Origin of the sequence: Hamadaea sp. NPDC051192 (assembly GCF_040682475.1) — a bacterium.
Taxonomy (GTDB): Bacteria; Actinomycetota; Actinomycetes; order Mycobacteriales; family Micromonosporaceae; genus Hamadaea; species Hamadaea flava.
Map to the genome: position 1 here is coordinate 1 of NZ_JBFBAZ010000207.1, position 10,036 is coordinate 10,036.

Here is a 10,036-nt window from a genome sequence, read left to right on the forward strand (position 1 = left end):
AGTCTATAGTGGACAGATCAAGTCCTATCAGGAACCCCGCAATGACGTCGTCTGGCCAGCGAAAACAAGTACACGAAAGTGCGGCTGGAGTACTAGTACGGCAGTCACGGTTCGTCGTTTGACCTGCTGGGATGCGTAAAGACAGCCACCGCCCGATCATTGTCTGCTGTGGACCGGCTCGAACAGGACCTGGCGACCCTCGGCGGATGGATCAACCGCGACGAGGCCGTATAGGGTCCGGCAGTCTTTCCAAGGGTGCGCTCGCCGGTGGTCATGCGAGATGGCAGGCATGGGTGGCTTGGTGGGCGACGAGTCGGTCGTCGAGGTAGACGCTGACCTCTGCGGTGATGGGTCCCTGGTCGGTCCGCAGGAGATCGCTCCAGTGGTAGTCGAAGGCGTAGTCCATGCGGGCGGCCAGCCGATCTTGGCTCGATTCGCGTCGTACGATGACTTCGATTTCGACGTGATGACGGCGGGCGAGTTCGTCGAGTGAGTGGAAGCCTTCGAACCGCGACCACGCCGCGTGGCTGTGTTGCGAGTGGCGCAGCTGAATCTGGCCGATGATGACGCGCTGGCCGGCGAGAGCGACGCGGAATGCTGTCGCCGTCGTTGCGTCCTGGCCGCATCCTGCTTGTTCGGGATCCGCGCCGTCGACTGCCTGCTGGGCGGGCCACGGCTGCCAGGCATACGGCGAGTCGCCGCCGGTTGGACGTTGGGCGCCGAGCGCGACCGGATCCGTGGCATCAGCAGCGCGAGCCGAGGAGGGGGTTGATTTAACCAGGCCAGCTTGTGCTGCGAGCCAGCGCTCGCGCCACGCCGCCGGCTCCGGGCCGCAGGCGGCGACGAATGCCTCCACCACGGGCCACGTCGGCAGGCGCGCGCCTCGGGCAGCGTCGGAAAGTGCGCTGGCCGACACGCGAGCCCGACGGGCCAAGGCTGCGTACGTCCGTCCTCCGCTGGACTGCCGAAGCTGTCTGAGCTCGATGGCGAAGCGCGCAATCGGTCCGGTCTGAGGATCGATGGCGGCCTCCGGCCGCCCCGGTCCGTTGCCCGCTTTGCTGGTCACCGGCCCAGGATTGGCCACGGTTCGGCCGCAGTCAATTCGGCATTGTAGTCAAATCCTGCTCCTTCTTTGATTGATACATCGACAAGGAGGACGTTCATGAGGCGAGCATCCCGGATATCGCAGCGGACACTGGTCATCATCATCGTCATGCTGATCGCTGGCGTCATGGGTGCGCCGCCCGCGTCAGCACGTGATGTCGTCGACGGTGACGACGCGTTCGCGGCACCGCTGCTGCTGATCCACGGATTCAACGACGACTGCGCTTGGGCTTTCGACCGTTCTAGGCGCTCGGACGACAGCTCGTTCGACTATGCGACGTCCACCGTTGACTACCTCGCCGGCTACGGGTTCCGCAGAAACATGATGGATCGAATCGGCTACTACCGCATCAGCGAGGCCGGGGACACGACGTCAACCGACCCCAAAGACGCTCTGCCCGAAGGTAACTGTCAGACCAACCTCAACCAACTCGTCGGCGATCCGAGCTTCCCCGGCGGGTCAGACATGGTCAACTGCAACCTCATCTCGCGGACAGGCTACGGGACAAAGGATGATCGCCTCGAGCGGTTGTCGTGCCTGCTGGCGTGGTACATCTACCACCAGTACACCAAGCACGGCATGGCCGTGAACGTCCTAGCTCACAGCATGGGCGGCCTGCTGATCCGCGCCGCGATCGGCGGTGCGGCAGAGCGTCGCCCGTTCTTCCCCAGTCACGACCTCGCCGTGCTGCGCGTGGTCACCGTGGGATCACCGCACGGCGGCATCGGAGGCCTCTACCGGACGGCGGCGATGAACGATCCATACTCCAACGGCGCGGAACTCGACGACATGGAACCCGGCTCGAGCTTCATGAACATGGTGGCCCGATATCAGCGGCCGCAAGGCGCGGTCGGCACCCGGTGGGTACTCATCGGCTCTTCGGCCGCAGACCGCCAGACCGTTGAAAGCTGCAACGGCACAGACGGCTCGCGCAAGGTCTCGTGCTACCTCGGCGATGGCGATGGCGTCGTGCCCGCGGACAGCCAGATGGGAATGCGAGCCGACACCAAGATCCTCTACGGCGTGCGGTGGAAGGGAACCACAGCCACCAACGGGACCATCTGGTACGACAAGATCGTCGCCGACCTCGCCACGCAGTACGAACACGAAATCATGGGCAGCGTCTGCTATTCATACTTCCTCGTTGGGCAGGTCTGTTTCCGGGGGCCGTACGAGCTCAACGACAACAATCGGGATCTGACCAAGGCATGGATGTGCCGCAGCAATTGCGACGCCGACGCGCCGCCGGTCTCGACCGCACCGGTGACGGCACCCCGCATTCTCCAAGCAGTCAGCGAAGGTCTCGCAGCGCCGATCATCGCCAACGAGGCAGGGGCGGCGTTCGCCACCTTCTGGGACACGAAGGGCGGAGTCAACTACGGGATGCCGCTGAGCTATCCCTACGACGCCGGGGCCGGCCGCGCGCAGGACTTCCACCTGATCGCCGAGAACACCATGACGACCGCCTACGGATCGGTGGGGATGGCTATCCACGAAGTGCACGGCGGCGTTCTCGACAAGTACGTCTCCCTGAACGGTCCCGCCGGCTTCCTGGGCTTCCCGACGTCGGATACCAGCCCCACCACCGACGGCGTCGGACGATGGAACAGCTTCCAAAACGGTGGCTACATTTATTGGAGCCCGGACTTTGGCGCGCACGCGACGTGGGGTCCCATCAGGGAGAAATGGACGTCGCTGAACTGGGAGAACGGGTTCATGGGCTACCCAGTCAGCGACGTGCAGGCACTCGCGCCCGGCGAGGTGGCCTACTTCGCCGGCTCCCGGTGCGGCAACGGTGGACCGAACGGCTCCGGCAGCGCGATCTACACCTCGCCCACCGCAGGAACCCATGAAATGCACGGCTGCATCTTTGACCGATACCAACAGCTCGGTGCGACCAGCGCGATGGGCTTCCCGCTCAGCGACGACCAGGACATCGCCGGTGGACGGGTGTCGTATGTGCAGGGCAGCCAGTGCGGCGGCAGCCACCCCTACGGATCAGGTGGGGCGATCTACGCCTCGAGCACCGGGGCATGGCGGGCCAACGGCTGCATCTACGACAAGTACCTTGCCGTCGGCGGTCCGGGCAGCGCCTACAGCTTCCCGGTCAACAACGAAGCCGACCTCGGCGGCGGGCGCTGGGTCAGCTACCTGGCCGGCAAACACTGCGGCAACGGCGGCCCCAACGGTTCCGGTAGCGCGATCTACTTCTCCGGGGCGACTGGGGCGCACACCATCCAAGGCTGCGTCTACGACCGCTACTGGCGCCAGGGCGGCCCCGACCGTCTCGGCCTGCCGCTCAGCGACGAGCAGACCGTCAACGGCGGCTGGGTGTCCTACGTGCAAGGCAACACATGCGGCGGCAGCCACCCCTACGGCTCCGGCGGCGCCGTCTACCACGCCGCATCCGGCGTCGGCGGCCGGGTCAACGGTTGCATCTTCGACAAGTACGTCAGCCTGGGAGAGTCCAACGGCGGTCTCGGCTTCCCGGTTTCCGACGAGATCCAGATCGACGGTGCGCACTGGGTCAGCTACTTCGCCGGCCAGGGCCCTCGATGCACCGACACCGCCCCATACCAGTCCGGCAGCGCGATCTACTCTGCCGGCGACGCCGGCACCCACGAAGTGCACGGCTGCATCTATGCCCGCTACGTCTATCTCGGCGGGCCAACCGGCTCCGGGCTCGGCTATCCCACCAGTGACGAGCGCCTCGTCAACGGCGCACCGCAGAGCGATTTCCAATGCGGCAACATCCGCTGGGTCAACGGCGCGGCCCAGATCAACCGCACCTGCAACCAGCCAGGCTACTTCGCACCCAGCGAATACGTGTGGGACCGAAACTCGACCTCCTGCCCAGGCAACGACCAGTTCTTCACCGCCACCGACGGCACCGGAGCCCCCATCCACTGGACCTACGCCAACGGCTCCAACCGCTGCGTCACGATCTCCTACAACCCCGACACGTCCGCGTCAGCCAACTGCAGGTTCGAGTTCTACGTGCCCAACGCCCACGCCACCGGCCAAATCGCCTTCAAGTTCTTCTACACCGAAGGTGACGCGCCGAAAACCTTCACAAACTGGGTCGACGAGAACCCGGTCAGCGGCTGGCAGACCATCGGCCAAGCCTCCAACGTCTACCGCATCGAGTTCACCGACGCCAACGGCCAAACCGCAGGACCGCAACTCGGCTGGGGCGCCGACGCCAACCACGGCATCCGCCGCAGCTGCTAACCGCTGAAACCCTCGTCGGTGGGACACAACCATCGCGTCATGCCCCACCGGCGAAGGGCCAGCGGCGCGACTACTGCCCTATTAGGACGGCTGACTCGCAGGGATGGGCGCCGATGCCGAGGTGATCATCTGAACCCTGGAGTGCGCCACCGTCATCGGCTTCGACGCCCCGCTCGCGCCGAGGGCTCGCCGTGGCGGCGCCGTCCCGGACGACGGGTGAGACGCGTCAAAGGTGACGCTCGGCAAGTTCCAAGAGCAGGTTGCGATCCTCCCCGCAACGGCGAAGCAGGACACGTAGCCCGGTCACAGCTTCGCCATCAATATGAAGATCGTCAAGGTTATGCTGCCAGCGCTGGTCGTCCTCGCAGGCTTCGGCCAGAGCTGACAGCACAGTCGGCGCGCCCGCATTGGAGGCGAGGCCGCCGAGCAGCCAAGGCCAGCCAAGAAGAAGCTGAGCGAAGAAGGCGATCGCCCGCGCCCGCGCCTCGTACGGCGGCCGCAACCGACCACATCGGTGTTCGACGGTGGCGTAGAAGCGCCACGTGTTGATGAGCACCAGCGTGCGATGGTGGCTGCTACCAGTAGTCGTTTGGAGAACCTCGGTGAATACCTGCGCCACCAGCGGGTGCGCTTGCAGGCCGGTCAGGTCGAGGCCCGCGATGATCGGGTCGGAGTCAGCCGGGCGCGCTGCGGGATGAGACTCGGGGTCCGCAGACTGTTCGACCGGTGTGACCTGCGGAATCAGCTCGCGACGTTCGCTCAAGGCATGGACCTGCCGCGCGAGACGTGTTCTGGGTGGCGCCGGCAGCTGGATCGAGATATCGAACTCCTCGATGAGGTCGATCCAGCCGAGCCTGCCGAACCGCCCATACGCGACCGGATCCTCCTGAACCCGGCCGGCCAGCCACGGTGTGCGCTGTTCGAGCTGCCCGGCGACCAGCGCCGGATCGAAGGCGGCCACGAGTATGACGTGCGGCAGCACCCGCACCGACTCGAGTACTCCGGCCACGATTTCCGGGCTGGACCTGTCGAGGTCGTCGATCATCAGGACAATCTTGGTGTGGTCTCCCGCCAGGAACAGCACATCGACGAGATCTTGCTCCCAGGCGATCAAGTACGGGTCGGCGCCGGAGCCGGCGTCGTCGAGCAACCCCGACGGTGAAGGCCCGCGCAGCGCTCTGCTAGCGGCCAGGCCTACGACCGTCTCACTCCTTCCGCTCTTGGCCTGCACGATGTAGCCGATCACCGTCGCGGCGACTCCAGCGAACGCGATGAGATCAGGTATCGACAGCGTGCCAGTTCGCGGTGTGAGCAAGCCACGACCAATGACCACCACGGCCACGAACGCCACAAGCGCCGCCGCCAAGGCACCGCCAAGGGACTGCGGCAGATAACTGGCCAGGATTCGACGGCGCATCTTCGACGGATCAGTCCGGCGAAGATTGAGATCAAACCACAGCCGTTCTGACTGATAGCGGGGCAACCGCTCGCTGACCGTACCCAAGATCGCTCGGGCAAGGCACGACCGGACGTCGTCCAATGTCTTGCACGCACCGATGTCGGCCACCACCGTGCAGGCCACGGCAGAACCGTAGGGCCCGGGAACAATGTCATAACCAGGTTGCCGCCGGCTGTTGGCCCCGATGCGTCGCCACGCCCAGGCCCGGGTCAGGCGGGCCGGCAGGTCTCGTCGGGGACTGCCGGGTTGATCTATACCGTTCGGCACGAGTCGCAGCGTGTGATAGTACGGCGTGTCGAAATCCCAGCCTTCCAAGCGGCGCCGCAATTGACGGAGCACATTGGAGCGGCCGTTGGACCGAGAGGCCCACAGCGCGATCGCCGGCGCACGCCACGTTTCTGCCTCGGTGACAAGGTCACAGATCGTGTCAACCAGAACAGTCTGGTCATCACCCGATACGTCTATCGCGACGTCGCCCAGAATGATCTTCTCTTGCATGGCCGTTCCGGTGGTTTCATCCTGCTCAGCGCTGCTCATCCGACAACTCCACCCGCACGACGCATCCACGACATGTGGGCTCTATGTTGTTCCACGCAGACCCGCCGCACAATGGTCATAGCAGCCCGGACACAGATGCCGAACCCCGCGAACCTTGTCACCGAACGCTCCTCGACGCTGGCTGATCATCAAGCCGGGCCGTTGACACTAAGCTGTACATCCTCGAGCGCCGCCATCGCGCAGAAGATCCGCTCCGCGTCTATGGCGCCCCATCGTGTCAGCGAGCCCTGAACCGCCGCAGCGGTCCCCGGTGACTCCGCAAGTCTCCGGTCCGTCAACCGCCGGCTGCGGCAGCGCACGGACATCGCCTCACCGCAGTGACTCCGCGGCCGTGACCCTGCAGCAGGTCATACGTGCGCCGGCAGGCTGGACTCGAATCCCTACCGTGGACTCATGGCCGATGATGTGCCGCCCGGGTCGGATGGCCCGCTGGCGGAGTACGTGTCGCTACGGCAAGAGATCGAGTCCCGCGCCTCGCGCCAGCAGAGCCTGTTCGTGCTCCACGTGACGACGGCGGGAGCGGTCTTCAGCTTCGCGCTGACGGGTGGCGGCCGGTCGGCCTTCCTGCTGATCTTGCCCATCACGAGCTACCTGTACTGCGCCCGGTACGTGATGCTGCATCACGGAACGCAGAACATCGCCGAGTACATCCGTGACGTACTCTCGCCGATCGTCCCGGGAGGGCTTGGCTGGGAGGCTTGGCACGCCCGAAGGCCCAAACGCCTTCCCCTTCTCGCGTGGACGCATCCGTCGTTCATCACGTTCCCCGGCGTGGCCGCGCTCGCCCTGGTCTGGACGATCCCGACGGTGTTCACTGGATGGCAGTCGTCGGCCTGGCCACAACAAGCCGGCTTGCTAGCGTTGTGGCTGATCGGACTAGCTGCAGCGGTCGCGTCGCATCTGCTCGTTCTTACGACGGTTCGCCGCTGGCTGCGGCAGTGAAGGCTCATTGTGGTCGGCGGCGCGACGACATCGTTACGAGTGGACACGCCGAGATTCGCGAAGTCAGCGCAACATTCGTTCATGCCGATCGGCAAGGGTGGTTGGTCGCCTTTGATGGGCCGGGAATGGCGTGTGCCGGGCGACTACATTGTCTACCACGGAAGGCGAATGTTGTGGGGCCTCTGATCTCTTTGGATCTTGTGAGTGGATTGAGGGTGCGCGTGAGCGGTGCGGATGGCATTACGATCGCCGATTTGATCTACCAGCTGCGCGGCGACCTCGCACGGGCGGCGTGGCACGGCGAGGCCAGGGATCCGAAGTTCTTGCTCGGTCCGATCGAGTTGGAGTTGTCGGTGGTGGTGGACTCGTCGCGCTCGGGTGACGTCGCGGCGAAGCTGGTCCTTGTCGACGTGTCCGCGGGCGCAAGCAAATCCATACAGACCTCGCATCGGATCAAGCTGACGTTACAACCGGTTGGCCGGGACGGACGGCCCTCGCAGATATCCAGCCCGGTGCTGGACGGTGAGGAGAACGCGGGCTGATCTGTTTGCTGTGAGGACGTCGTCTCAGGTCGAACGGATGGTGGGCGTAGCGGTGGGTGTGGACGGGCGGCGCGTCGCCGAGGTCCTGGCCGATTTCGCAGTGACCGGGAGCCCACTGCGGGGCTCCGGGTTCCTGCTGCGCGCAGACGTTCTGGTCACCGCATGGCATCTGGTGGCCGGTGCTGAACGTGTGCGAGCGGTGTTCGAAGCGGGAACGGAGCGGACACATGTGGCGGTGATGAGGTCGGCGCCGATCCGGCTTGGCCGATCTGATGTCGCCTTGGTCGTCTTGGACGGTGTGCGCGGTGACATAGTCCCTGTGACGTTGGGTGGGTTCGGGGACCGTCCTGCCGTGATCGACGCCGAGGCGTTCGGCTTTCCGCTGTTCCGAGTCCGCACCAAGGACGGCTCGTCACCACCTCCTGGCCAAGACCAGGCGAAGTATCGCGCGTTGGCGCACGAGGATGTCCGATTGTCGCCGCAGGCGAACTGGCGCGCCGGCGAATGCGCTCTGCTGGTAGCTGGACCGGCGGATGCGGCTGATGGGGTGTCGCCGTGGGCTGGCATGTCCGGCGGACCGGTTTTCGCTCGGGGCGGATGGTCGCTGGTCGCGGTGGTGACCGACGACCACCCGGCCGATGGACTCGGCCGGCTGACCGCGGCGCGCCTGGATCTGGTTCTGGCTCAGCTGCCAGCAGCGCAGTTGCGGCAGGTGTTGCCATTGTTGGGCCTGGATTCGGTAGAGCTACCGCCGGTGTGGCAGGAACCCGGCGAACTGGTCCGTGCCGCTTACACCAACGTGGCCCATGGGTTCCTGCCTCGCGGTGGATTACGTGACCGCGCCGACGAGCTGGCGGCTTTGAAGTCGTTCTGTGCCGGCTCGCAGTCGTATGTGTATTGGCAGGCGCCGGCGAAGGCAGGTAAGACGGCGCTGATGGCCACGTTCGCGGCCAATCCGCCGGCTGGGATCACGGTCGTGGCGTTCTTCAACACGGCAGTTCGGGCTGACCAGTCCGACAGCACTGCGTTCACCGGCGCAATGCTCGACCAACTGGCGGCGTTGACCGGTGAACATGTTCCGCAACTACGGACGGCCGCCGCCCGGGACGGCTACCTGACCGAGCTTCTCAAGCGCGCCGCAGCAACTTGTGTGGCTGCGGGAGGCCGATTGGTGATGCTCGTCGATGGGCTCGACGAGGACACCAGCGCGAGCCGGAATATGCCCAGCCTGGCGTCGTTGTTGCCCCACGACCCGATCCCGGGGCTGAAGGTAATGGTCGCCGGTCGCCCTGATCCGCCGCTGCCGGCCGACATCCGCCGGATGCCAGATCATCCCCTGCATTCGTGTGTGCGGCATGGCCTGGAACCCTCGCCGTACGCGGCCGAATTGATGCACAGCGCGGAGAGCGAGCTTGAACATATAATAGCCGATTCGCTTGGCGCGACCGTGACCGGACTGGTGCTCGCATCGGGTGGCGGTCTCACGATTGCTGATCTTCACGAACTCACCGACATGCCCGTCTTCGACCTGCGGCGGCTGCTTACAGGACACGGTGGACGCACGATCGCCGCCCGCGCCGATCCCGCCGGAGGAAGCGGCTACGTGTTCACCCACGAAACGCTGCGCCTAGCTGCACAAGACCTGATCAGTACTCGTCACCGACAACGCTACCGCGATCAGATCCGCGCCTGGGCCACCGACTACGCCCGGCGACAATGGCCCGATGAAACACCCGACTACCTCCTGAGGATCTACCAGCGGACCCTCGACACGGACCAACCCGGCGACATTCAGCAGCTCGCGACTTTCGCCGCCGACGCCGCCCGCCACGACCGCATGCACCACCGTACTGGCGGCGACCACACCGCCTACACCGAAATCCAAACCGCGCTGAAACGCCTGGCTGACGCTGACAATCCCAAAATGCGCACCATCGTCCGCATTGCCCGCCATCGCGACGCCCTTCAACAACGCAACCGCCACATTCCCGCCGAGTTACCCGCCGTATGGGCGCGGCTAGGTGAACACTGGCGTGCCGAGGCACTCGCCCGCAGCATTACCGACGCAGGCGCGCAGATGCGGGCACTTGCCTCGCTGGCCGCGGTGCTGGCGCCGGTCTACCCCGACCGGGCACGGCGGTTGGCCAACGACGCAGAACAGGCCGCCCACCGGGGCACCGGCATATTTGAGGCAAGATC

General features: G+C 65.4%; 6 protein-coding genes. 4 read left to right on the plus strand and 2 right to left on the minus strand.

Annotation, left to right across the window (positions count from 1 at the left end):
- Positions 1–271 precede the first annotated feature (271 nt).
- The gene (locus tag AB0M47_RS40165; protein ID WP_363423597.1) at positions 272–1,066 is read right to left on the minus strand and encodes a helix-turn-helix transcriptional regulator; all 795 of its coding nucleotides are present in this window, start codon (positions 1,064–1,066) and stop codon (positions 272–274) included.
- Positions 1,067–1,162: 96 nt separating this feature from the next.
- On the opposite strand from AB0M47_RS40165, the gene AB0M47_RS40170 reads away from it, so the two are divergent.
- Positions 1,163–4,336 (plus strand): hypothetical protein, encoded by a 3,174-nt coding sequence (locus AB0M47_RS40170; protein ID WP_363423599.1) that lies wholly within the window; start codon positions 1,163–1,165, stop codon positions 4,334–4,336.
- A 226-nt stretch (positions 4,337–4,562) separates the two neighbouring features.
- Here AB0M47_RS40170 and AB0M47_RS40175 read toward each other — a convergent pair whose 3' ends face one another.
- A complete protein-coding gene (locus AB0M47_RS40175) occupies positions 4,563–6,332 on the minus strand; it encodes a P-loop NTPase fold protein (RefSeq protein WP_363423600.1) in 1,770 nt (589 codons plus the stop codon).
- 414 nt (positions 6,333–6,746) lie between these two features.
- On the opposite strand from AB0M47_RS40175, the gene AB0M47_RS40180 reads away from it, so the two are divergent.
- From AB0M47_RS40180 to AB0M47_RS40190, 3 genes are all read left to right on the plus strand, one after another.
- Complete coding sequence (locus AB0M47_RS40180; protein WP_363423602.1) at positions 6,747–7,295, plus strand: hypothetical protein; 549 nt, start codon at positions 6,747–6,749, stop codon at positions 7,293–7,295.
- Positions 7,296–7,516: 221 nt separating this feature from the next.
- Entirely contained in the window at positions 7,517–7,837 is a 321-nt protein-coding gene (locus AB0M47_RS40185) for a trypco2 family protein (protein WP_363423604.1), read from the plus strand.
- Positions 7,838–7,874: 37 nt separating this feature from the next.
- Positions 7,875–10,036: serine protease (locus AB0M47_RS40190; RefSeq protein ID WP_363423606.1), on the plus strand; the 2,162-nt coding region annotated here is incomplete at its 3' end.

Bases quoted from the DNA above. Each gene is read 5' to 3' on its own strand.
- AB0M47_RS40170 (WP_363423599.1), top strand. From the start codon at position 1,163: ATGAGGCGAGCATCCCGGATATCGCAGCGGACACTGGTCATCATCATC.
- AB0M47_RS40175 (WP_363423600.1), bottom strand. From the start codon at position 6,332: ATGAGCAGCGCTGAGCAGGATGAAACCACCGGAACGGCCATGCAAGAG.
- AB0M47_RS40180 (WP_363423602.1), top strand. From the start codon at position 6,747: ATGGCCGATGATGTGCCGCCCGGGTCGGATGGCCCGCTGGCGGAGTAC.